This is a genomic window from Halolamina pelagica (assembly GCF_900115675.1).
Lineage (GTDB): Archaea > Halobacteriota > Halobacteria > Halobacteriales > Haloferacaceae > Halolamina > Halolamina pelagica.
Genome location: NZ_FOXI01000004.1, coordinates 38,806 through 58,222, shown reverse-complemented (window position 1 = coordinate 58,222; position 19,417 = coordinate 38,806). Strand labels below are relative to the sequence as shown.

General features: G+C 69.7%; 24 protein-coding genes and 1 tRNA gene. 10 read left to right on the top strand and 15 right to left on the bottom strand.

Annotated elements, in window-relative coordinates; genetic code table 11:
* The 4 genes from BMZ83_RS06810 to BMZ83_RS06795 form a co-directional block, all read right to left on the bottom strand.
* Positions 1-891: an RNA methyltransferase gene (locus BMZ83_RS06810; RefSeq protein WP_074876983.1), complete on the bottom strand. Its 891-nt coding sequence runs from the start codon at positions 889-891 to the stop codon at positions 1-3.
* Entirely contained in the window at positions 888-1,463 is a 576-nt protein-coding gene (locus BMZ83_RS06805; protein WP_074876981.1) for a hypothetical protein, read from the bottom strand. The genes BMZ83_RS06810 and BMZ83_RS06805 overlap by 4 nt, the downstream gene beginning before the upstream one ends.
* Positions 1,464-1,536: 73 nt before the next feature.
* Positions 1,537-1,923 carry a hypothetical protein gene (locus tag BMZ83_RS06800; protein WP_074876979.1) on the bottom strand — a complete coding sequence of 129 codons (387 nt, stop codon included), beginning with the start codon at positions 1,921-1,923 and terminating at the stop codon, positions 1,537-1,539.
* A gap of 291 nt (positions 1,924-2,214) precedes the next feature.
* A tRNA-Lys gene (locus tag BMZ83_RS06795) sits at positions 2,215-2,288 on the bottom strand.
* A 99-nt stretch (positions 2,289-2,387) separates the two neighbouring features.
* On the opposite strand from BMZ83_RS06795, the gene BMZ83_RS06790 reads away from it, so the two are divergent.
* Positions 2,388-3,839, top strand: a complete 1,452-nt coding sequence (locus tag BMZ83_RS06790; RefSeq protein ID WP_074876977.1) for a DHH family phosphoesterase — start codon at positions 2,388-2,390, stop codon at positions 3,837-3,839.
* Between the two features lie 70 nt (positions 3,840-3,909).
* Here the strand turns inward: BMZ83_RS06790 and BMZ83_RS06785 are convergent, their stop codons facing one another.
* Positions 3,910-4,200: a PRC-barrel domain-containing protein gene (locus BMZ83_RS06785; protein WP_074876975.1), complete on the bottom strand. Its 291-nt coding sequence runs from the start codon at positions 4,198-4,200 to the stop codon at positions 3,910-3,912.
* Between the two features lie 86 nt (positions 4,201-4,286).
* Between BMZ83_RS06785 and BMZ83_RS06780 the strand changes: the two genes are divergently transcribed.
* Positions 4,287-5,033: a proteasome assembly chaperone family protein gene (locus BMZ83_RS06780; RefSeq protein WP_074876973.1), complete on the top strand. Its 747-nt coding sequence runs from the start codon at positions 4,287-4,289 to the stop codon at positions 5,031-5,033.
* A gap of 1 nt (position 5,034) precedes the next feature.
* Here BMZ83_RS06780 and BMZ83_RS06775 read toward each other — a convergent pair whose 3' ends face one another.
* Positions 5,035-6,153, bottom strand: coding sequence for a pyridoxal phosphate-dependent aminotransferase (locus BMZ83_RS06775; RefSeq protein WP_074876971.1), 1,119 nt, complete (start codon positions 6,151-6,153; stop codon positions 5,035-5,037).
* 223 nt (positions 6,154-6,376) lie between these two features.
* On the opposite strand from BMZ83_RS06775, the gene BMZ83_RS06770 reads away from it, so the two are divergent.
* Genes BMZ83_RS06770 through BMZ83_RS06760 form a run of 3 tightly spaced genes read left to right on the top strand, consistent with a single transcriptional unit; the run spans position 6,377 to position 8,957 of the window.
* Positions 6,377-7,420 (top strand): ABC transporter substrate-binding protein, encoded by a 1,044-nt coding sequence (locus tag BMZ83_RS06770; protein ID WP_074876969.1) that lies wholly within the window; start codon positions 6,377-6,379, stop codon positions 7,418-7,420.
* Positions 7,417-8,205: an ABC transporter permease gene (locus BMZ83_RS06765; protein ID WP_074876966.1), complete on the top strand. Its 789-nt coding sequence runs from the start codon at positions 7,417-7,419 to the stop codon at positions 8,203-8,205. The genes BMZ83_RS06770 and BMZ83_RS06765 overlap by 4 nt, the downstream gene beginning before the upstream one ends.
* Complete coding sequence (locus tag BMZ83_RS06760; RefSeq protein ID WP_074876964.1) at positions 8,202-8,957, top strand: ABC transporter ATP-binding protein; 756 nt, start codon at positions 8,202-8,204, stop codon at positions 8,955-8,957. Before BMZ83_RS06765 ends, BMZ83_RS06760 begins: the two co-directional genes overlap by 4 nt.
* Before the next feature lie 2 nt (positions 8,958-8,959).
* Here BMZ83_RS06760 and BMZ83_RS16800 read toward each other — a convergent pair whose 3' ends face one another.
* Positions 8,960-9,112, bottom strand: coding sequence for a hypothetical protein (locus BMZ83_RS16800; RefSeq protein ID WP_166623219.1), 153 nt, complete (start codon positions 9,110-9,112; stop codon positions 8,960-8,962).
* 81 nt (positions 9,113-9,193) lie between these two features.
* Here BMZ83_RS16800 and BMZ83_RS06755 point away from each other — a divergent pair, with 81 nt between their 5' ends.
* Positions 9,194-10,561, top strand: a complete 1,368-nt coding sequence (locus tag BMZ83_RS06755) for a DEAD/DEAH box helicase family protein (protein ID WP_074876962.1) — start codon at positions 9,194-9,196, stop codon at positions 10,559-10,561.
* Here BMZ83_RS06755 and BMZ83_RS06750 read toward each other — a convergent pair.
* Entirely contained in the window at positions 10,558-10,962 is a 405-nt protein-coding gene (locus BMZ83_RS06750) for a hypothetical protein (RefSeq protein ID WP_074876960.1), read from the bottom strand. The genes BMZ83_RS06755 and BMZ83_RS06750 overlap by 4 nt on opposite strands.
* A gap of 283 nt (positions 10,963-11,245) precedes the next feature.
* Here BMZ83_RS06750 and BMZ83_RS06745 point away from each other — a divergent pair, with 283 nt between their 5' ends.
* Entirely contained in the window at positions 11,246-12,772 is a 1,527-nt protein-coding gene (locus tag BMZ83_RS06745; protein ID WP_074876959.1) for a DUF790 family protein, read from the top strand.
* Here BMZ83_RS06745 and BMZ83_RS06740 read toward each other — a convergent pair whose 3' ends face one another.
* The 5 genes from BMZ83_RS06740 to cdd are packed head-to-tail and all read right to left on the bottom strand — an operon-like array spanning position 12,773 to position 15,924.
* Complete coding sequence (locus tag BMZ83_RS06740; protein WP_074876957.1) at positions 12,773-13,306, bottom strand: DUF7122 family protein; 534 nt, start codon at positions 13,304-13,306, stop codon at positions 12,773-12,775.
* A complete protein-coding gene (locus BMZ83_RS06735; RefSeq protein ID WP_074876956.1) occupies positions 13,303-14,238 on the bottom strand; it encodes an RsmB/NOP family class I SAM-dependent RNA methyltransferase in 936 nt (311 codons plus the stop codon). Before BMZ83_RS06735 ends, BMZ83_RS06740 begins: the two co-directional genes overlap by 4 nt.
* A gap of 43 nt (positions 14,239-14,281) precedes the next feature.
* On the bottom strand, positions 14,282-14,779 hold the full coding sequence (locus tag BMZ83_RS06730; RefSeq protein ID WP_074876954.1) for a hypothetical protein: 498 nt from the start codon (positions 14,777-14,779) through the stop codon (positions 14,282-14,284).
* A 36-nt stretch (positions 14,780-14,815) separates the two neighbouring features.
* Positions 14,816-15,400: a GNAT family N-acetyltransferase gene (locus BMZ83_RS06725; protein WP_074876952.1), complete on the bottom strand. Its 585-nt coding sequence runs from the start codon at positions 15,398-15,400 to the stop codon at positions 14,816-14,818.
* 47 nt (positions 15,401-15,447) lie between these two features.
* Positions 15,448-15,924, bottom strand: coding sequence for a cytidine deaminase (gene cdd, locus BMZ83_RS06720; protein WP_174955610.1), 477 nt, complete (start codon positions 15,922-15,924; stop codon positions 15,448-15,450).
* Between the two features lie 187 nt (positions 15,925-16,111).
* On the opposite strand from cdd, the gene BMZ83_RS06715 reads away from it, so the two are divergent.
* On the top strand, positions 16,112-16,342 hold the full coding sequence (locus BMZ83_RS06715) for a UPF0058 family protein (RefSeq protein WP_074876947.1): 231 nt from the start codon (positions 16,112-16,114) through the stop codon (positions 16,340-16,342).
* A gap of 267 nt (positions 16,343-16,609) precedes the next feature.
* Here BMZ83_RS06715 and BMZ83_RS06710 read toward each other — a convergent pair whose 3' ends face one another.
* Complete coding sequence (locus BMZ83_RS06710) at positions 16,610-17,062, bottom strand: DUF555 domain-containing protein (protein WP_074876945.1); 453 nt, start codon at positions 17,060-17,062, stop codon at positions 16,610-16,612.
* Between the two features lie 79 nt (positions 17,063-17,141).
* Between BMZ83_RS06710 and BMZ83_RS06705 the strand changes: the two genes are divergently transcribed.
* Both BMZ83_RS06705 and BMZ83_RS06700 read left to right on the top strand, forming a co-directional pair.
* A complete protein-coding gene (locus tag BMZ83_RS06705) occupies positions 17,142-17,594 on the top strand; it encodes a bifunctional nuclease family protein (protein WP_074876942.1) in 453 nt (150 codons plus the stop codon).
* Between the two features lie 75 nt (positions 17,595-17,669).
* Positions 17,670-18,152 (top strand): acyl-CoA thioesterase, encoded by a 483-nt coding sequence (locus tag BMZ83_RS06700; protein ID WP_074876940.1) that lies wholly within the window; start codon positions 17,670-17,672, stop codon positions 18,150-18,152.
* Between the two features lie 4 nt (positions 18,153-18,156).
* Here the strand turns inward: BMZ83_RS06700 and BMZ83_RS06695 are convergent, their stop codons facing one another.
* Positions 18,157-19,191 (bottom strand): S1C family serine protease, encoded by a 1,035-nt coding sequence (locus BMZ83_RS06695; RefSeq protein WP_074876937.1) that lies wholly within the window; start codon positions 19,189-19,191, stop codon positions 18,157-18,159.
* Positions 19,192-19,417: the final 226 nt, after the last annotated feature.

Here is a 19,417-nt window from a genome sequence, read left to right as displayed (position 1 = left end):
TCAGCGCCGCAGTTCGTCTTCCTCGCCCAGTTCGTCGAGGAGTTCCTTCCGCTCCTCGAGTTGATCGGTCGCGCGCCGGAGCACGCCGAGCAGCGTCGTGACCTCGCGGTCGGTCGGGTCAGCCCGGCCGACGAGCCGGCGGAACATCCGCTCGGTCTTCTCGTGTTTGTGCTCGCGGTGCCCCATCGCGGTCAGGAACTCGTCCCAGTAGTCGTGGAACCGCTCGACCGTCTCGGGGTCGGCGCGGTGGGGCTCGGTGTCGGGCAGTTGGGTGTCCTCGACCGTGAGCGTCCGGAGTTCGTACAGCGTCACGGTCGCCGCCTGCCCGAGGTTCATCACGGGGTAGTCGGGATCGGCGGGGATCGAGGCGACCTGATCCAGCCGGCTCAGCTCCTCGTTCGAGAGCCCCTTGTCTTCGCGTCCGAACACGAGCGCGACGGGCGCGTCGACGCCCCGGAGCTCCTCGACGAGGTCCGCGGGCGTGCTGTAGGGGAACCGGACGTGCTTGCGGCTGTCCTCGCCCGTGATCGCGGTGAAGCCGACGGTGTGGTAGTTCGCACGGAGCTCGTCGAAGGAGATCTCCTCGGCGCCGGGGAGCACGTCCTCGCGGGCGTGACCCGCGAACCCGTAGGCCTCGCCGTCGGGTTCGATCTCCGGCGGGTCGATCAACAGCAGGTCCTCGACGCCGAAGTTCTTCATCGCTCGGGCGATGGTGCCGACGTTGCCCGGGGTCTGGGGGTCGACGATGCAGACCGAGATATCGGGGGTGGCGTCGTCGACGGTGCTGTCGGAAGCGGCGTCGTCGGCGTCGACGGTGCCGTCAGTGTTGGCGGCCCCGTCGGCGTCGCTCGCCGCCGTCGCACCGGCGTCGGCGGGTCGGTCCTCGCTCATCCGCTGGGGTACTCTGTGTCGAGATCGAGATCGGCCACGTCGAGGTCGTCCCCCTCCTCGTCGTCGCCCTCGGCCGCGCGGAGGTCGTAGCGCTTCTCCTCGAAGTCGACGGCCTGCTCGAGGCGGCGCTGGGCCTCCTCGGGCGTCGGGAGGTTCGGCATGTCGCCCGGCGCCTCCTCGACGTGCTCGTCGGGGCCGTACCCCTCCGGCGCGCGGTTGCCGGCGACGAACCACTCGTGGAACTCGTCGCGGAACCGTTCCTCGCCGGCGAGCTCGCTGCCGCCCTCCTCGCGGAACCAGTAGAGGAAGTCGGCCTCGTGGTCGTCACAGAGCAACACCTCGTCGCCGGGTTCGCCGTAGACGATGGCCGCGGGGTTGGCGCGTCGCTTCTCCTCCTCACCGTACTCGAGGTAGCAGGCGTCGCAGGGCTGGTCCATCAGCAGGCCCAGCCGCAACAGCCGGTTCCGGGCGTCGTCGGGCATCTCGTCCAGCGGCGCCCACTCCCCGTCCTCGGTGAACACCTCGTCCTCGTCGAACCGCCAGCCGCGAAGGCCGACGCTCACTTTCGCCATTACCGGCGGTTCCCGCTACGCGGCCAAAAAGGACGCGTTCCCGGGGCGTCACCATCGCTCCCGGCGACGGCCATCACTTGTCCACTCGGTCCCGGAGGTCGTCGAGTTCGGCCTGCAGGTTATCTATCGCCTCGACGCTGTCCTGGCGGGCCTCCTCCCCCATCCGTTCGACCCGCTCCCGGAGCGTCGCGACCCCGTCTTCGAGGTCGTCGATGGCGTCGTTCGCCTCCCGGCGGACCTCCTCGCTCGTCTCCTGCGAGTCGTCGACGGCGGCGTCGAGTTGCTTCTTGGTCTGGTCCCGCAGCGTCTCCAGTCGGTCGTCGAGGTCGTCCAGCGACTCCTCGACGGTCGTACGGAGTTCCTCGCTGGTCTCCTGTGAGGCGTCGATGCCCTCGTTGATTTCCTCGCGAACACGGTCGAGTCCCCGGTCGAGTCGTTCGAACACGTCGTCGGTGCTCATAACGCCTGAACAGTCGCTCAGACAGGACATTAACGTTGTGCAACATATCACCGACTGGGAACGGAGGGTGGTTCGTGCCCGGACCGGGGCGGAAGGGGTTTGAACCACGGTCGCGCGTGCTCGCTGGGAGAAATCCCTCCGCGGCGTTTCCACTGCTCACTTCGTTCGCCGGAAAACGGGCCGGAAGGGATTGTGAACTACCGGAACGTCGCTCCCGCTGGTCGCTCGTTCCGTCGTTCAAATCCTTCCGCGACGCTCTCGGTTTCCCACGTTCGTTCGAAACACGAGAAGCGGGCCGGAAGGGATTTGAACCCTCGACCGACGGATTAAGAGTCCGTCGCTCTCCCTAACTGAGCTACCGGCCCTCACAACCACATCCCGGCGGCGCGATAAAGAGGGTTTCCTTTTCGCGCCGAACCGAACGGTGGGCCTTAAGTGTCGTCCCGCGGAAAATCCGATAACTCATGAGCACCGGGGTCAGCATCTCCTCGATGTCGTCGTACGCCATTCTCGGCTGCGGGAGCGTGGGCCACGCCGTCGCCGAGTCGCTCGACGCGGAGGGGAAGGACGTCCTCATCCTCGACAAGGACGAGGACCGCGTCGAGGCACTGCGGGACCAGGACCTCAACGCGGTCGTGCAGGACATCGCCACCCCCGGTGTCGTCGACGCCGTCGCCGACCGGGACGTGCTGTTGATCCTCGCCTCCGACGTGGAGGCGAACAAGGCCGCCGTCGAGTCGATCCGGGAACGGGACGAGGACCAGTTCATCGTCGTTCGCGCCTCCGACCCCGTCAGCGGCGACGAGCTCCGGGAACTCGGCGCCGACGTGGTGATCAACCCCTCCGAGGTCATCGCCGACTCCGCGCTGCGGACCCTGGAGTCCGGCGAGATGGAGTACAAGGCGCGCCAGCTGGCGGAGATCCTGCGCAACGCCGACGGCGACCTCGCGATCCTGACCCACCACAGCCCGGACCCGGACTCGATCGCCAGCGCGGTCGCGCTGCGGGCGATCGCCGAGAGCTACGACGTCGACGCCGACATCCTCTACGACGGCGACATCGGCCACCAGGAGAACCGCGCGTTCGTCAACCTGCTCGGGATCGAACTCACCGAGCGCGACGAGGCGCCCGCGCTCTCCTCCTACGGCGCGCTGGCGCTGGTCGACCACATGAAGAGCGGCGAACTGGACATCGACGTCCCCATCGACGTGTTCATCGACCACTACGAACCCGACGAGGACGTCGACGCTTCCTTCGTGGACGTGCGGCCGAACGTCTCCTCCACGTCGACGATCCTGACGAAGTACATGCAGGAGTTCGACATCTCCCCCAGCGAGGAGGTGGCGACCGCGCTCCTCTACGGGATCCGGGCGGAGACGCTCGACTTCAAGCGGGACACCACGCCCGCCGACCTCACCGCCGCCGCCTACCTCTACCCGTTCGCCGACCACGAGACGCTCGAGCAGGTCGAGTCGCCGTCGATGTCCCCGGAGACGCTCGACGTGCTCGCCGAAGCGATCCAGAACCGCGACGTGCAGGGCAGCCACCTCGTCTCCAACGCGGGGTTCATCCGCGACCGCGACGCGCTCACGCAGGCGGCCTCCCACCTGCTGAACCTGGAAGGCATCACCACCACCGCGGTGTTCGGCATCGCCGAGGACACCATCTACCTCTCGGCGCGCTCGAAGGACATCCGGCTCAACATCGGGAAGGTGCTGCAGGACGCCTTCGGCGACATCGGCGAGGCCGCGGGCCACTCGACGCAGGCGAGCGTCGAGATTCCCCTCGGCGTCTTCGGCGGCATCGAGACGAGCGAGGAGAACCGTGATACGCTGCTCAGCCTCGCCGAGGAGGCGGTTCGCCGGAAGCTGTTCGAGGCGATGGGTGTGGAAGGCGAGGCGGGAAACGGCTCGTGAAACGACTACGCGGCGACGAACGGCCGCGAAGGTGAACCCACCTCGCGGCGTCGACGAGTCGACAGGAGAACTACGCCAGCGGCTCTTCGGCCTCTTCGGGCCCCTTGAGTCGCTCGACGATGTCGTTGATCAGGATCACGTCGCCGACCGCGCGGACCCAGCGGTACGGGATCATCACGCCCTTCCCGCGTTCGATGTTGCCCTGGAACAGTTCGGTGTTCAGATCCGCGAGCGCCAGTCCCGTGACCTGCTCGGCGCCGAGGTCGAGCCGGACGTCCTCGACCTCGCCGACGAAGACCCCGTTGTTGGAGTAGACCTCCCGACCCACGAGCGCGGTGATCTCTTGGGAATCCACGTTCATATCCCGGCCGACGAACCGGCGCACAATAATACTTCGCTGTCCCCGTCGCCACAACGCACTTCCATGAGGCAGCCGACAGTTATGCCATGGTCGAAATCCGCGTGACCGACGACTCGGTCGACCCGACGGGTGCGACGCTGATCGAGGGGATGCCGGGCGTCGGCCTGGTCGGGAAGATCGCGACCGACCACGTGATCGACAGTCGGGAGATGACGGAGTTCGCCAGCGTCAGCGGGGAGGGCATCCCACCGGTGACGGTGTTCGACGGGTCCGAGCGGGACGTGAACTCGCCCATCCGGCTCTACGTCGACGACGACGAGGAGCTGATCGCGCTCCGCAGCGACGTACCGGTCCACGTGATGGACGCGCCGCTGTTCACCGAGCGCCTCACCGAGTGGATCGTCGAACACGACGTGCTGCCCATCTACCTCGGCGGCCTCCCGGCCGAACGGGGCGCCGACGAGGTCCCCTCGATCGAGGGGATCGGCGTCGGCGAGGGCCAGGACCGCCTCGACGAGGCTTCGGTCTCGCCGCCCGACGACAGCGGGATGATCTCCGGCCCGCCCGGTGCGCTGCTCTCGGAGGCCGCCGACGAGGGCGTCGACGCCGTGGGGCTGATGGTCGACACCGACCCGCGGTTCCCGGACCCACAGGGCGCCCACGCGCTGATCACCCAGGGAATCAACCCCGTCGCCGGGGTCGAGGTCGAGACGGAGCGACTGCTCGAGGAGGCGGAGCAGATCATGGAGCGCCGCAAGGAACTGGCCAAGCAGATGCAGCAGGCCGACCAGCACAAGTCCTCGCAGGTGTCCCGAACCGGGATGTATCAGTAGGTCAGCGAACCGCCTCGTACGCCTCCTCCATGATCGACAGCGCCTCCTCCAGTTCCTCGGTCGCCGTCGCGTAGGAGAGCCGGGCGTACCCCTCGCCGGCGTCGCCGAACGCCTCGCCCGGCACGATGACGACGCCACGGTCGATGCACTCGTCGACGAACCCCTCGGGCACTTCCGGCATCACGTAGAACGCTCCCTCCGGCGTGGGCACGTCGAGGCCGATATCTCGGAGCCCGTCGACGACCAGATCCCGGCGCTCCTCGAACGTGTCGACCATCCCCGTCACCACGGCCTGTGGCCCGGAGAGTGCGGCCTCGGCAGCGTACTGGGCCGGCGCCGACGCGCAGGCCTGCACGTACTGGTGGACGCGCAGCATGCGCTCGACGCGCTCGGGTGCGGCCGCGACCCAGCCCAGCCGCCAGCCCGTCATCGAGTACGTCTTCGAGCAGGCGTCGACGACGACGGTCTGCTCGGGCGCGAACTCCGCGGGCGAGCGATGGTCGCCGTCGAAGACGATGCGGCCGTACACCTCGTCGGAGACACAGAGCAGGTCGTGTTCCTCGGCGATCCGGGCGAACGCCTTCACGTCCGAGAGCGGCGAGACCGCGCCGGTCGGGTTGCCGGGGCTGTTGACGACGAAGGCCGCGGTGTCCTCGGTGATCGCGTCCTCGATGGCCGCGGGGTCGATCGTGAGGTCGTCGCGAACCGGGACCGGCACCGGCTCCGCACCGGTCAGCTTCGTCAGCGCGTCGTAGGCGACGAAGCCCGGGTCGGGGATGATCACCTCGTCGCCCGGGCCGACGTGGGCCTCCAGCGCGATGTGGAGCGCCTCGCTCCCGCCGGCGGTGGCGATGACCTGCTCGGGGTCGTAGTCGAGGCCGAGGTCCCGTTCGTGCTTCCGGACGATCGCCTCCCGGAGCTCCGGGATCCCCTTGTTGCCGGTGTAGGCGTCCGCCTTCCCGGCCTCGACGGCGTCGACGGCGCCCTGGCGGGCGTGCTCCGGCGTCGGGAAATCCGGCTGGCCGAGGCCGAGGTTGATGGCGTCCTCGCCGGCGGCCTCGAACACTTCCCGGATCCCGGAGATGCTGATACGCTCCACGCGGTCGGAGAACTGGGGCATACCCACGGCGTCGGCGGCGAGCGCGTTAATGGTTCCTCTCCGGCGGGCAGCGGTATCGGCATCACTGTCCGGTTTCCACGACGGCAGGATTCCGCAGTGATCGGCGCGAGGGCCACTGCAGGCGAGACTACGAGGGCGTACAGCCGAACGGGTCCGTCGTCGACGCGGCGAGGTTCTCGCCGAGGGCGGCGGGGAGTTAACCCGAGCGCGACAACCGGGCGTAATGAGCGATCGATACCGCAGTTTCTCGCGGCGCGACGCGCTGAAAGCGACCGGTGCGGCGGCGACGTTCGGGCTGGCCGGCTGTCTCGGCGGCAGCGGCGGGGGCACCGACGACCTGACCGTGGCGTACATGCCGATCTACCCCGACATGCAGTACTTCGTGATGGAGGAGGAGGGGTACCTCGACGAACTGCCGGTCCCCGTCGACGCCAAGGAGTTCTCGAGCGGCCCCGACATCGTGCAGGCGTACGCCTCCGGCGAGATCGACGTGGCGATGTTCGGCATCGTGCCCGCGATGATCGTGATCGACCGCGGGATCGCCGCGCAGGTCGTCGCCGCCAACATCCAGGAGCCGATGGGGATCCTCGGCCACGAGGAGTTCGCGGCGATGTGGGACCCCGAGAGCCCCGCGGACTCCTTCGCGCAGTGGGCCGACGAGAAGGGCCGCCCCTTCGAGTTCGGCACGTTCCCCGAGGGCTCGGTGCCGGACATCCTGCTGCGCTACTGGCTCTCCGACGAACTCGGGATCGACCCAGCTAGCAACGATCACGTCGAAATCACGGGACTCGGAGGTGCGAACGCGGTGTTCCAGGGTCTGGCGAACGACGAGGTCGACGGCACGTCGATCATGGAGCCGGTACCGACGAAGATCCGGAACGATGGACTCCCCTACGAGTTCGTCGCCACCTCCGGCGAGTTCATGCCCGGCCAGCCCGCGGCGGTGACGCTGATGAGCGACGACGTTCGGGACGGCGACGCCGGGGCGGCGTTCGTCCGCGAGCACCAGCGGGCGACCGAGTTCGTCCGGTCGAACCGCGACACCGCAGCCGAGCACGCGAGCAGCGTCATCGGCGAGTCCTCGCTCGCGCCCGCCGCCGCGAAGCAGGCGATGGAGTCGCCGCTGTCGAACTTCGTCACCGATCCCCACGTCATCGAGGACGGGACCGAGGTGTTCGCGTCGTACGCCGCCGATCTCGGCAAGACGGACGCGGAGCTGGGAATCGACCAGATCTTCGACTACTCGCTCTACGACGGGCTGGAATGAGCACGAGCCTCGAAACCGACTTCGGGACCGACGTCGGCGGCGGCGTCGACCGTCGACGCCTCCTGCTGGGCGCGCTGGGCGTCCTCGGCTTCCTCCTGCTCTGGGAGGTCGCGTCGCGGTTCAACCCGCCGTACGTCCTCCCCTCGCCGCGGGCCGTCGCCGATGTGTTCGTCGTCGAACTCCGGTCGGGCGCGATGGGGACGGCCCTCGTCGCGAGTGTCACCCACTGGCTCCCGGGAACCGTCGTCGGCACCACCCTGGGGATCGCCCTCGGCGTGACGATGGCCTACAGCGACCTCGCCGACGACCTCGCGACACCCCTCGTCCGTGTGCTCCGGCCGGTGCCGCCGCTGGCGCTGATCGGGTTCGCGATCGCCTGGATCGGACTGAACCACGCCGGCGCCGCCTTCATCATCGCCGCGGGCGCGTTCTGGATCAACTACTACGCGGCCTACGGCGGCGTCGACGGCGTCTCCGAGGAGTTCCTCGACGTGGCGAAGTCGCTGGGCGTCGACACCGACCTCGGCCTGATCCGGAAGGTCGTACTCCCGGCGGCGCTGCCGGAGATCATCACGGGGATCCGGACCGGGATCGGCCGGTGCTGGATGCTCATCATCGCGGCCGAGCTCATGGGCGTCCCCGGCGTCGGCCGGGAGCTCTACACCGCCTCCCAGAACCTCTCGGTCGACGCCGTGCTGGCGTACATCCTGCTGATGAGCCTCGTGTACCTCGTGCTCGACACCGGCGTCGGCGCGGTCCAGAACCGGGTGTTGGCGTGGCAATGAGTGAGGACGATCGGCGCGTCGTCGTCGACGGCGTCTCGAAGCTGTACGACCGCGACGACGGCGGGGTACAGGCGCTCGAGGACGTGGAGTTCGCGGTCGACGACGGCGAGTTCGTCTGCGTCGTCGGCCCCTCCGGCTGTGGGAAGACCACGCTGTTCCGGATCATCGGCGGGCTGGAGTCAGCCACCAGCGGCCAGGTCCGCCTGTCCGGCGCGCCGGTGACCGAACCGTCGCCGGACCTCGGCATCGTCTTCCAGGAGTACCACCTGTTCCCGTGGCGGACCGTCCGCGGGAACGTCGCGTTCGGGCTCGAGCAACAGGCCATCGACGCCGAGGCGCGCGAGGAGCGCGTCGACGCGATGCTCGACCTCGTGGGGCTCGAGGCGTTCGACGAGGCCTACCCCACGGAGCTCTCGGGCGGGATGAAACAGCGCGTCGGCATCGCCCGGGCGCTCGCGGTCGACCCCGAGATCCTGCTGATGGACGAGCCCTTCGGCAGCGTGGACGCACAGACGCGCTCGATGCTCCACGAGGAACTGCTGTCGGTCTGGGAGGAGACGGGGAAGACCGTGCTGTTCGTCACCCACGACGTCGACGAGGCGGTGACGCTGGCCGACCGGATCGTCGTGATGGGCGCCGGCCCCGGGCACGTCCAGGAGATCGTCGACGTTGACCTCGACCGCCCGCGGGATCGGACCGACGGGGCGTTCGCGGAGAACGTGGAGTACGTACGCGGCCTGATCAGCGAGTAGCGCTACTCCTCGACTGACTCGCGCAACGTCTCGATCCGCGTCTCCAACTGCGAGAGCGCCACGTCGGCGTTCATGTAGCCCTGTTCGTACTCGCCGTAGACGGTGTCGGCGGCGTCGAGGAACGCCTCGACCGCCCGCTCGGGATCGTCGCTCATACCCGGCGTACCGGTGCCGAGCGGGTAAACCGTTCGAAGCGACCCCGAAATCCACAAGCGCCACGGCGGCCAACGCCGGGTGTGACGCTCACGCTCCGGTTCGATGACGGGACGGTCAGGATCGTGAGCGACGGCGACGAGGGCGCCTCGACGCTCGCCGAACTCGCCGCCGACTGCGAGTCCCTCGAACGTGACGAGCGAAGCGGCGGGTACCGCGCCCCCGCGTACCGCTACGCCGACCTCCGGGCGGCGCTCGACGACCGCGGCGTCGCGTACCGCGACCGCGTGCTCGACACCGAACCGCTCTCGCTGTCGACGCGGTACCAACTCCGGGAGTACCAGCAGGACGCACTGACCGCGTGGCACGACGCCGGCGACCGCGGCGTCGTCGAACTCCCCACCGGCGCGGGAAAGACCGTGCTCGCCATCGCCGCGATGGCGGAACTCGGCGTCCCGACGCTGGTGGTCGTGCCGACGATCGACCTGCTGGAACAGTGGCGCCGCGAACTCGAGGCGGAGTTCGACGTGCCGATCGGGCAGTTCGGCGGCGGCAAGCAGCGCCGGGAGGCGATCACCGTCTCCACGTACGACTCGGCGTACCTGAAAGCCGACGACGTGGGCGGGGCGTTCGGCTTCGTCGTCTTCGACGAAGTCCACCACCTCGGCGGCGAGGGGTACCGCGGGATCGCGCGGCTGCTCGCGGCGCCCGCCCGCCTCGGCCTGACCGCGACGTTCGAGCGCCCCGACGGCGCCCACGAGGCGATCGTCGACCTCATCGGCCCGCGAGCCTACAGCCTCGACCCCGACGACCTCGCGGGCGACCACCTCGCCGAGTACGAGATCCGCCGGATCGAGGTCGATCTGACTTCCGGGGAACGCGAGGCCTACGAGGAAGCCCAGGAGACGTTCGTCGACTACCTCAAACGCTCCGGGATCTCGATGAACCGCGGGAGCGACTACCGGGAGCTCGTGAAGCGGTCGGGCCGCGATCCCGAAGCGCGCGAGGCGCTGCTGGCCAAGCAGCGCGCGCGGCGGATCGTCCGCGAGGCGGACCGGAAGGTCGACGAACTCGGCCGGCTGCTGGACCGCCACCGCGACGACCGGGTGATCGTCTTTACTGCGAGCACGGACCTGGTGTACCGGCTCTCCGAGCGCTATCTCCTCCCGGCGATCACCAACGAGACCGGCGCCGCCGAGCGCCGGGAGGTCCTCGACCGCTTCCGCTCCGGTGAGTACTCCCGCGTCGTCACCGCGAACGTGCTCGACGAGGGCGTCGACGTGCCGGACGCGAACGTCGCGGTCCTCCTCGCCGGCTCGGGGAGCGAGCGGGAGTTCACCCAGCGCCTGGGGCGGATCCTCCGACCGACCGAGGACGGGCCAGGGGCGCTGCTCTACGAGGTCGTCAGCGAGGAGACGGCCGAGGAGCGCGTCGCCGAGCGCCGCCGCTAGAGCTGGCCCTCCCAGCCGTAGGAGAGCCCGCCGCCGCCCGCCCACGCCTCGTAGGCAACGTCGAAGACGAGTTCGACCTCGGCCTCGCTGCCGGCGTCGAGGGAGACCTTCCGGCTGGTCTCGTACTCGGCGCTCCCGTCGTCGGTCTCGACGGTCGCTCTCGCGACGAGCGTATCGCTGCGCGTGCCCTCGGCGGTGTTCTCGACGGTGATCGCGAGCACGAGCGCCCCGTCCTCGCCCTCGCGCGGCACCCCGTCGACGATCCGGAGGCTGCGCGTGTCCTCGATCGGCCCGCCACCCTCGGGCGTCGTCGGCGGGTTCCGCGGCCCGGAGCCGTCGCTGGCGCTCACACAGCCGGCGAGCCCGACCGCGCCCAGCGCGAGGAACTGGCGTCGCTGCACGGGCAGACCTGTGGCGGGGGAGACAATCAGCGTTCCCCTAAGCCACTGTCGGCCGTGTTCGTGCGAACAGGCGGCGATGTCGCTCCGCGGGGGGTTCGCCGTCGTTCGAAAATCGAAGATTTTCGTGATGACGAGAGACGCTTTGCGTCTCTCGAACCACGCTCCCGCCTCGGCCGCCCCGCGGCCATACTCAGCGGACGATGGGGTTGGTCCCGTCCTCGTACTTGAACGCCGGGACGAATCGCTCCGGCGGCGTTTTAGGCCCGCGACGCCAACTCCGCCCGTGCTGCGGAAGGACCACCTCCGGGTGTCGCGAGCGGGTGGGGGCTACTACCCCCAGTTCACCGACGCGGGCGACCGCGCGCTGGCAGCGAGCCTGCTCGGAACGTTCCAGGGCCACGTCGGCGAACGCCGAGCGCGGCTCCGGGAGGCACTCGAGGCGGCCGAACGCGGGGCCGACTCGTTCAAACTGGTCCGCGGGCTGGCGGCGCTGCTGGAGCGCGACGCGACGTTCGAGACCCGCGCCGAGGTCCCCCCACGTCGAACCCGCCGGGTCGCCTTCGAGAGCGCCGAGTCGGTCGGCGTCGCCAGCGAGCCCGAGCGCGCCGAAGCGCTCTCGGCGGCCGCCGATCGACTGGGCGTCGACGCCGCCACCGTCGAGCAGTCGCTGTACGCCGACCGCGAGGAGAACCGGATCCTCGCGTCGTTCGAGCCGCGCTGGGACCCCGAGACGCTGCTCGAGCAGTACGACCTCTCGCTGGCCCAGACCGCGCTGTTCGACGCGACCGAGGTCCGGGTCCGCTCCTCGGAGCCCGCCGACCTCGTGCGCGCGGTCAAACGGCTCGGACTGATGTACGAGGTCCGGCAGACCGACGAGGGGCGGGAGTTGGTTGTCACCGGGCCGGACTCGCTGTTCCGCGCCACCCGGCGCTACGGCACCGCCTTCGCCCGGCTGCTGCGCTCGGTCGCGAAGACCGACGACTGGCGGCTCTCGGCCACCATCGACGACCGCGGCCGCGAGCGGACGATGACGCTGACCGACGCCGACGTGTCGGTGCCGGGCGTCGAACCGGTCGCGGAGCCGACCTACGACTCCGCGGTGGAGGCGGAGTTCGCGGCCACCTTCGAGAGTCTCGACACGGATTGGGATCTCGTGCGCGAGCCCGAGCCGCTTGAGACGGGGCCCCGCGTGATGATCCCGGACTTCGCGTTCGACTACGCGCCCGCCGGCGCCGAGGCGGAACCAGTCGCCGACCGCTTCCGCGTCTACTTCGAGATCATGGGGTTCTGGACCCCCGAGTACGTCGAGAAGAAGCTCTCGCAGCTGGAGACGGTCGAGGACGTGGAGCTCCTGGTCGCCGTCGACGAGTCCCTGGCCGCCAGCGAGGCGATCGAGGCCCACGACCACCGTGCGATCCCCTACTCGGGCTCGGTCCGGGTGAAGGACGTGGTGGACGCCCTCCGGGAGTTCGAGGACGAGCTGGTGGCCGACGCCGCGGACTCCCTCCCGGGGGCGATCGTCCCGGACGCCGACGCTGTTGGGTTGGGAGAACTGGCCGCGGAGTACGGCGTGAGCGTCGACGCCGTCGAGGGGAAGTCGTTCCCGGAGCACCGCCTGGTCGGGCGGACGCTCGTCCGGCCCGCAGTCCTCGAGGAGGCGAGCGAGGGGATCGACGCCGGGATGGCTCTGGCCGAGGCGGAGGAGGCGTTGGCGACGTACGGCCTCACCGACGCCTCCACGGCGCTGTCGGCGATGGGCTACCGCGTCGAGTGGGAGGGGCTCAGCGGTGGAACCGTACGGGAGAAGTAGCTACTCCAGGACTGCGAGGTCTTCCTGGTAGCCCTTCGGCACCCGCGATCGGAGTTCGCCGTGGAGGTAGAGCCCGACGCCGATCGGCTCGCGCTCGCCCGCGAGTTCGTGGGCGGCGATCAGGTAGCCCCAGTCGCCGTCCCAGCGGTCGAGCTGCTGGTCGTGGCCCGTCGCGAACGCCGCGGCCTCGCCGGGTTCGAGGTCGATCACGTTCTCGGTCGCGTCGCGGCCGAAGCGCTTCACGCCGGTCGTGGTGGGTTTCCAGTGCTCCTGGCGAGTCCGGAGGAGGGTGATCCCCAGCCCCTCGACTCGCACGGGGGAGGGGAGGTCGGCGCTGAACGCCCAGATCTTCCCCGACCCTTTCTCCCAGAACGTCACGTCCTCGAAGGTTTCCGGCGGGACAGCGAAGCGGTCCTGCCACCAGTCGACGACCTCCTCGCGGGAGGCACGGCCCTCGACCTCGCGGTCGGCGGGGGTCGCGGGCAGGCGGTCGAACCGCTGGCCGTCGTTCTGGGCGAGATCGTTCTCGCTCATTCGCCCACCTCCGTCGCGGCGTCGGCGCCGCCGACCCGGAGTTTCGCGACGAAGAAGCCGCCGGTGTCGTTCTGGTGGGGGTAGACGCGGTGAGCCTTCGCCAGCGACTCGTCGAACTGCTGGTCCTCCCACTCGGTGATCCCCGGCGACGTGTCGAGCGGCGCGTCCCACGCGACCATCTCGGCGTCGGTCCCGGCGAGCACGTGGTCGACGACCGCCTCGTTCTCCTCGGGCGCGAACGTGCAGGTGGAGTAGACCACCTCGCCGCCCGGCCGAGTGAGGTCGACCGCGCGGCGCAGGATCCCCTTCTGAATCCCGACGAGGCTCTCGACGTGCCCCATCGACCACTTCTCCAGCACGTCGGGGTTCTTCCGGCAGGTCCCCTCACACGAGCAGGGCACGTCGGCGACGGCCCCGTCGAGGGCGTCGATCCCCAGCGAGTCGAGCGAGAAGTTCCGGGCGTCCTCGTTGGTCACGACCAGGTTGCTCACGCCGAGTCGCTCGGCGTTGTGCCGGAGCGCCGAGAGCCGGCCGAGGTTGTTGTCGTTCCCGATCAGCACGCCGGAGTCCTCCATCAGATCCGCGAGGTGGCAGGTCTTGCTCCCCGGCGCGGCGCAGGCGTCCCAGACCCGGTCGCCCGGATCGGGGTCGAGCGCGAGCGCCGGCAGCGCGGAGACCTCCTCCTGGCCGTGGAGCCAGCCGTGGACGTAGGGCCACGTCGTGCCGGGTGAGCCGTCGGGGAGCCGGAGCAGCCGGTCGTTCCAGTCCACCGGCTCGTAGGTGACGCCCGCCTCGTCGAGCGCGCGACGGGTGCGCTCGGGCGTGGCCCGGAGTTCGTTCACCCGAACCACCGAGGGGAGCCGTCGGTCGCAGGCGTCGCGGAACGCCCCGGCGTCGTCGACGAGGCGCTCGTAGCGGTCGAGCGGGTTCATACCGGGGATGGTCGGCCGCGGCGCTTGTCGGTTTCGGAGCGGCCTAGCCGTCCACGGCGCCGTCGAGGACCGGTTCGCCCTGCACGAGCCGCCAGAGTGCCGTCCCGACGGCGAGCACCGCGGTGAGAACGACCCCGACGGCCGACCCGGCGACGGCAGCGAACCAGAGGAAGGCGTGCGTCCCGCTGACGACCCGCGGGACAGATTCGGGGAGCACCCACCCGAACGCCGTCACTAGGGCGACTGCGGTGACGAACAGCGCCGTCGCCGCGGCCGCACGAACGACCGCCGGGCTGTCGGCGAGCGGGCCGAACCGGAACCGACCGGTCCCGGCCGGGAGCGCGTAGCCGACCTGTGCGAGGAGTGCGCCGGCGGACTGGACGAGCAGGACGTAGATGACGGCGAACCCCGTCGGGACGCCGTCGCTGTTCGGCGGCGGTTCGGGCAGCGTCGCGCCGAAGTAGACGCCGTAGCAGAGGATCAGGACGCCGACGACCGACAGGACGGCCCGGAGGGGACCGAGGTAGCGTTTCGGGGACACGTTCGCAGGTTACCTGCCGCCGGGATAGGCTTTCTGTCAGTTCCCGGTGTCGTACTTGTAGGTCGCCTCGTCGGCGTCGATGCCGAAGTCCTCCGCGGTCTCCTCGGGTTCGGTGCTCCCGGTCCCCCCCTTCTCGGCCTCCTTGAACCGCTGGCGGAGCGCCGCGGGCATCTCGAAGGCGTCGGTGTCGACGGCGACGACGACCACGTCCTCGCCGACGGTCCTGCGTTTCTGTTCGAGTCGGTCCGCGATCACCGGCGGCCGCTCGTCGGGATCGACCGACTCGAAGCCGAACTGCCGGAGGTAGTCGTCGCTGTCGGTGATGGAGTACACCGTCTCGAACTCCTCGTCGGCCGCGAGGTCGATCAGTCGCTCGACCACATGGGCGCCGACGCCCTGGCCGCGCCAGCCGTCGACGACGCCGATCCCCGTGAGTTCGCAGACCTCGCCCTCGTCGGTCTTGTGGATGCGGTAGCGGCCGAAGCCGGCGCGCTCATTCGTGCTCTCGTCGACCGCGATCACGTAGTCCCGCGAGCGGAAGGCCACGCTGTCGAGCCCCATCTCCTCGATCCGGTCGAGTAACCACGCCTCGTCCCGGTTCCGAGCGTCGCGGACGTACATGGACGACCGTACGGCCCCGGGGGGCAAAGGGCTGTCGCGCTCCCCGGTTACGCGTCGTCGGGGTCGATGCCCAGCGTCCCCGGCGTGATCGTGTCGGGGATCAGTTCGCCGAGCGTGTACTCGTTGTACTCGCCGTCGCCGGTGTCGCAGTACACCGGCACGTCGTCGTCGCCGAACTCCGCGAGCGTCTGCCGGCACATGCCGCAGGGCGTGACGCCGTCGCGTTCGCCGGAGGTGACAGCGACCGCCGCGATCGAACGGTGGCCCGCCCGGACCGCGCTCCCGACGGCGACCTCCTCGGCGTGGAGCGCGTTGCTGTAGTTGGCGTTCTCGACGTTGCAGCCGGTGAACACCTCGCTGTCGGCGGTCAGCACGGCGGCGCCGACGCGGTACTCCGAGTAGGGGACGTAGGCGGCGTCGAGGGCCTCGCGGGCCCGTTCGATCAAGGCCGCTGCATCGGTGGGCTCCATACGCGTTGCTCCGGGTGCACCGACTTGAAACGACTGGAACACCTCGTCGAGCAGCCGCGACCCGTCGTGACTCGCAGGAGGGCATCGACGTCGCCTCGGCGGCGCCGACGGTGACGGGGGGTCGTGTCGCCGAATTTAGCAATTCCCGCGATTTCGGCGAATCCAGGCGTTCTGTAGCCATTCCTTGTTAACAATACACAAAGTAACCCTATAACCCTCCAGCCGGTAGTTGTGCACGGACATGAAGAAGCAGGAGCTCATTCACCTCCACGGCCTTCTCTCGGAAGTCCGAGCCGAGTACGAGGACGCGGAGACGCCGGAACTCGACCTAACCGACTACCGGGAGTTCGGGGTGCAGCCGACCTCGATCCACCGCTCGAAAACCGACCACAAACGCGCCGTCTTCGAACTCGTTAACGGCCTGACCGACTCCATCGACACCGAGGAGCCGGTCACGCCGACAGCCGACTGATCTGCAGACGCGTCCCGCCTCGACCGACCAGTTCCCGAGCGACGGCTTCGCTCACACGACCGCGGCATCACGCACCGGCGTCGCGGCACGGAGGCCGCGACGGGGGACTCGCCACGATACGGTTACACACGACCGCGGCATCACGCACCGGCGTCGCGGCACGGGGGCCGCGACGGGGTGCGCGCCACGATACGGTTACACACGACCGCGGCATCACGCACCGGCGTCGCGGCACGGAGGCCGCGACGGGGTGCGCGCCGCGGTCGGTTACTCCCGATGCCGTTCGACCATCTCCTCGAACTCCGGCAGCAGTGTCGCCTCGTCGTCGGCGTCATCGCCATCCTCGTCAGCCGCCGGCTCTGGCTCCGCGGACTCCCCCTCGTCGTCATCGACGGGCGTACAGGAGACGCGTTCCAGCGGGATCCCCTCCAGCCGGTGGCCGATCTCCGAGCGCGCGATCGTGACGGCGTGGTCGGCCCCCTCGACGTCGTACACCGTCATCGCGAGCTCGAGCGCGACCAGCCCCTCGCCCGCGGCGACGGTCGCCGGCGGGAGCTCGGCGCCGCGGGGCGATCGGCGGCTCCGCGGCTCGATGTCGACGTGGGAGAGTTCCGGGTTGAGCGAGCTTCCGACCTTCGAGATCGCCGCGCCGACGGCCGCCTCCGGCGTCGCCACGTCGTAGACGGGGACCGCAGCCTCCAGAACGACTCGACAGTCCATCGTCGGGGGTTGGCGGGCCGGCGGCATGAACGTTCGGCCCCGCGACAGCTATTTGCCGGTTCGAACGAATCCACCCAGTATGAGTCACGTCGCCGAACTCACAGGAATCGCGACGGGTGACACGCCGTCGGGCGAGGAGGTGCCGGCCGCACTCCTGCGCGCCAGGGGCGAGTACCTCCCGGTCTTCGTCACCGACGACCAGGCCGACGCGATCCGGCGGGGCCTGAACGGCGATTCGTTCGATCGACCGCTGACCCACGACCTGTTCGTCCGGATGGTGGCGGAGTTCGGCGGCGCCTTCGACCGCGTGCGTATCGACGACCTGCGGGAGGGGACGTTCTACGCCAAGATCGACGCCCAGCGCTACGAGGCGGGCGAGCCGGAACCCCTCACCTTCGACGCCCGGCCCAGCGACGCCGTCGCCATCGCGGTCCGGACGGACTGCCCGATCGAGGTGGCCGACGACGTCCTCGACGCCGCGGGCCGGAGCGCCGAGGAACTCGGCGTCGACGGCGTCGAGGACGGCGACTAGCGCGCGGCCACGGCCAGGGTCCTCGTCCGGGACCCGACCGGCGGCTTTGAGTGGTCACCCGTCCGAGCGTGTCGTATGACCGAGACGGGAACGCTCGCGGAGTCCTACACCGAGATGACCGAGCTCCTCCTGCCGAACGACACCAACAACCTCGGGCGGGCGTTGGGAGGCGCCGTCCTCCACTGGATGGACATCGCCGGCGCCATCGCGGGGATGCGCTTCTCGAACACGCAGGTGGTGACGGCGTCGATGGACCACGTCGACTTCATCTCGCCCATCGACCTCGGCGAGGTCGCGGTGGTGCAGGCGTACGTGTTCAACACCGGCCGCACGAGCGTCGACGTGAAGGTCGACGTGCGCGCCGAGGACCCCCGCGAGGGCGAGGAGCGCAAGACGACGGCCTCCTTCTTCACCTTCGTCGCGCTCGACGAGGAGGGGACGCCGACGGAAGTACCCGACCTCGAGTGCCCGACCGAGGAGGAGGCGGCGCTGCGCGAGGAGGCGGTCGAGGGGCGGAGACGGCAGTTCGAGGACCTCGTCGACCGGATGGAGGAGTGAGCGGCTACCGGGGGTCGGGGCGTGTTCCCAGGGTCACGTCGACGGTCCGGCGCTCGCCGTCCCGGATCACCGTCACCGAAACGGTGTCGCCGGGGCTGGTCTCGAGTGCGAGATACGTGCCGAGCTGACCGGTAGTGTCGACCCGCCGGCCGTCGAGTGCGACGATCACGTCGCCGCCCGTGGGCTGGGGCGAGCCCTCGACGGTCACCGACTCGGTGCCGCCCTGCAGCACGCCGTCAGCGGGGCTGCCGGTCGGAACCGCCGCGACGTAGACGCCGCGTGCCGACTCGAGACCGTTCGCTTCCGCGAGCAGCGGTGTCACCGGGAGGATGCGCACGCCGAGGTAGGAGTGCTCGAACGTCCCCGTCTCGACCAGAGCCGGGATCACGCGCTCGGTCAGCGCGGGGCTGATCGCGAAGCCGATGTTCTCGGCGCCGGCCTGCGTGATCACCCCCGCCACCTCGCCGTCGAGCGTGAGCAGCGGGCCGCCGCTGTTGCCGGGATTGACCGCGGCGTCGGTCTGGACCGCGCCGGAGATGGTGAAGTTCCGGACCGAGGAGATGGTACGGTTCACCCCCGAAACGACCCCGGAGGTGAGCGATCCCTCCAGCCCCAGCGGCGCGCCGACGGCGGCGACGCGGGTACCGACCGCCGGCTGTTCGTCGAGCAGCGGGAGCCCGGCGGCGCCGTTCGGCGGGTCGACCGACAGCGCCGCGAGATCGCTGTAGGGGTCGCTCCCCAGCACCTCGGCACGCACCCAGTCGCCGTTGGCGAACTGTGCGCGCACCGTCTCCGCGCCGGCGACGACGTGGTCGTTGGTGACCAACACGTCGTCATCGTAGAGCCATCCCGATCCCTCCGCGAGGACGCCGAGGGAGTCGTACACGCGCAGCCGGACGACCGCGGGCGAGACCGACTCGTAGAGGTCGACGAACGGCTCCCCGCCGGACGCGGGACCGTTCCGGGGCGCGGTACAGCCAGCGAGCGACGCGATTCCGGCCCCGGCCGCGGCCAGGAACCGGCGCCGAGATTCGTCCATGTCCGGCGTTGGGTTCTCTCTCGAATAAATGACTGGGTGGTACCTAACAGCATAGGCTGTTAGTTGAGGTGGCTAGCCTGGCTACGGGAGTATGGAGGTACCAACCTCCGAGCGACAACGTGCTACCGTGACCGGTTCTCCCGGAGCGACCACCGCTCGGTCGTGGCCTGCCCAGCCGCGACCGGTACCGGCCTCGCCGGGGTCGAGCGGTCCGGCACGAACTGAC

Bases quoted from the DNA above. Each gene is read 5' to 3' on its own strand.
- BMZ83_RS06790 (WP_074876977.1), top strand. From the start codon at position 2,388: ATGAGCACCGGGGTCAGCATCTCCTCGATGTCGTCGTACGCCATTCTC.
- BMZ83_RS06765 (WP_074876966.1), top strand. From the start codon at position 7,417: ATGAGCACGAGCCTCGAAACCGACTTCGGGACCGACGTCGGCGGCGGC.
- BMZ83_RS16800 (WP_166623219.1), bottom strand. From the start codon at position 9,112: ATGAGCGACGATCCCGAGCGGGCGGTCGAGGCGTTCCTCGACGCCGCC.
- BMZ83_RS06700 (WP_074876940.1), top strand. From the start codon at position 17,670: ATGACCGAGACGGGAACGCTCGCGGAGTCCTACACCGAGATGACCGAG.
- BMZ83_RS06785 (WP_074876975.1), bottom strand. From the start codon at position 4,200: ATGAACGTGGATTCCCAAGAGATCACCGCGCTCGTGGGTCGGGAGGTC.
- BMZ83_RS06725 (WP_074876952.1), bottom strand. From the start codon at position 15,400: ATGTACGTCCGCGACGCTCGGAACCGGGACGAGGCGTGGTTACTCGAC.
- BMZ83_RS06810 (WP_074876983.1), bottom strand. From the start codon at position 891: ATGAGCGAGGACCGACCCGCCGACGCCGGTGCGACGGCGGCGAGCGAC.
- BMZ83_RS06715 (WP_074876947.1), top strand. From the start codon at position 16,112: ATGAAGAAGCAGGAGCTCATTCACCTCCACGGCCTTCTCTCGGAAGTC.
- BMZ83_RS06760 (WP_074876964.1), top strand. From the start codon at position 8,202: ATGAGTGAGGACGATCGGCGCGTCGTCGTCGACGGCGTCTCGAAGCTG.
- BMZ83_RS06710 (WP_074876945.1), bottom strand. From the start codon at position 17,062: ATGGACTGTCGAGTCGTTCTGGAGGCTGCGGTCCCCGTCTACGACGTG.
- BMZ83_RS06740 (WP_074876957.1), bottom strand. From the start codon at position 13,306: ATGAGCGAGAACGATCTCGCCCAGAACGACGGCCAGCGGTTCGACCGC.
- BMZ83_RS06805 (WP_074876981.1), bottom strand. From the start codon at position 1,463: ATGGCGAAAGTGAGCGTCGGCCTTCGCGGCTGGCGGTTCGACGAGGAC.
- BMZ83_RS06695 (WP_074876937.1), bottom strand. From the start codon at position 19,191: ATGGACGAATCTCGGCGCCGGTTCCTGGCCGCGGCCGGGGCCGGAATC.
- BMZ83_RS06770 (WP_074876969.1), top strand. From the start codon at position 6,377: ATGAGCGATCGATACCGCAGTTTCTCGCGGCGCGACGCGCTGAAAGCG.
- BMZ83_RS06735 (WP_074876956.1), bottom strand. From the start codon at position 14,238: ATGAACCCGCTCGACCGCTACGAGCGCCTCGTCGACGACGCCGGGGCG.
- BMZ83_RS06780 (WP_074876973.1), top strand. From the start codon at position 4,287: ATGGTCGAAATCCGCGTGACCGACGACTCGGTCGACCCGACGGGTGCG.
- BMZ83_RS06705 (WP_074876942.1), top strand. From the start codon at position 17,142: ATGAGTCACGTCGCCGAACTCACAGGAATCGCGACGGGTGACACGCCG.
- BMZ83_RS06775 (WP_074876971.1), bottom strand. From the start codon at position 6,153: ATGCCCCAGTTCTCCGACCGCGTGGAGCGTATCAGCATCTCCGGGATC.
- BMZ83_RS06800 (WP_074876979.1), bottom strand. From the start codon at position 1,923: ATGAGCACCGACGACGTGTTCGAACGACTCGACCGGGGACTCGACCGT.